This window comes from Alcanivorax sp. HI0044 (assembly GCF_001634945.1).
Genome location: NZ_LWEZ01000881.1, coordinates 1 through 497 on the forward strand (window position 1 = coordinate 1; position 497 = coordinate 497).

A 497-nucleotide genomic window follows, 5' to 3' on the forward strand; every position below is an offset into this window, starting at 1 on the left:
GAGTACCCGCTGGTTCCGTACTCCGAGGCACCCCCGTGGACGTCAATATACTGGGCGAAATACCGTCCGGGCTGGAAACCGGTGAAGTCACCATCACGATACTCAGCGACGCTAATGGGTATCTGATCCCGAATCCATTCAGTGATTCCCCATCGGTTCCCCGCTATGCCCTGCTTAATATGGACGCAGCAATGACTGCAGCAGGTCAAGAGCCCAATGCGGCTCTCAGCCAGAACCTGCTTAATGTGCAGGTAGCGGGTTTAGCCGTTGTAAAGGATGGTGTACTAGTACTAGATGCGGTCAGTGTGGTCGAACCCGAGGTTCTTGGCCTGGAGAAGGCATCAGGCTTGCTCTCATTCCGCATGGAGGCCTATCAAAACCAGCGCCAAGCGCCTGCCCCAAGCCAAGACACTCGACCCTTGCAGCTTCAGTCTTGGGCACCGGGAGAAACGTTCCAACCCAATGCAAGGCCTGGTGACCCCGTTATCCTGAACTTC

Annotated in this window: 1 pseudogene; it reads left to right on the forward strand. The window is 55.9% G+C overall.

The annotated features are described in order from the left end of the window. Positions 1 to 35: 35 nt before the first annotated feature. Positions 36 to 497: pseudogene (locus A3730_RS10480) on the forward strand (hypothetical protein); the annotation flags it as partial.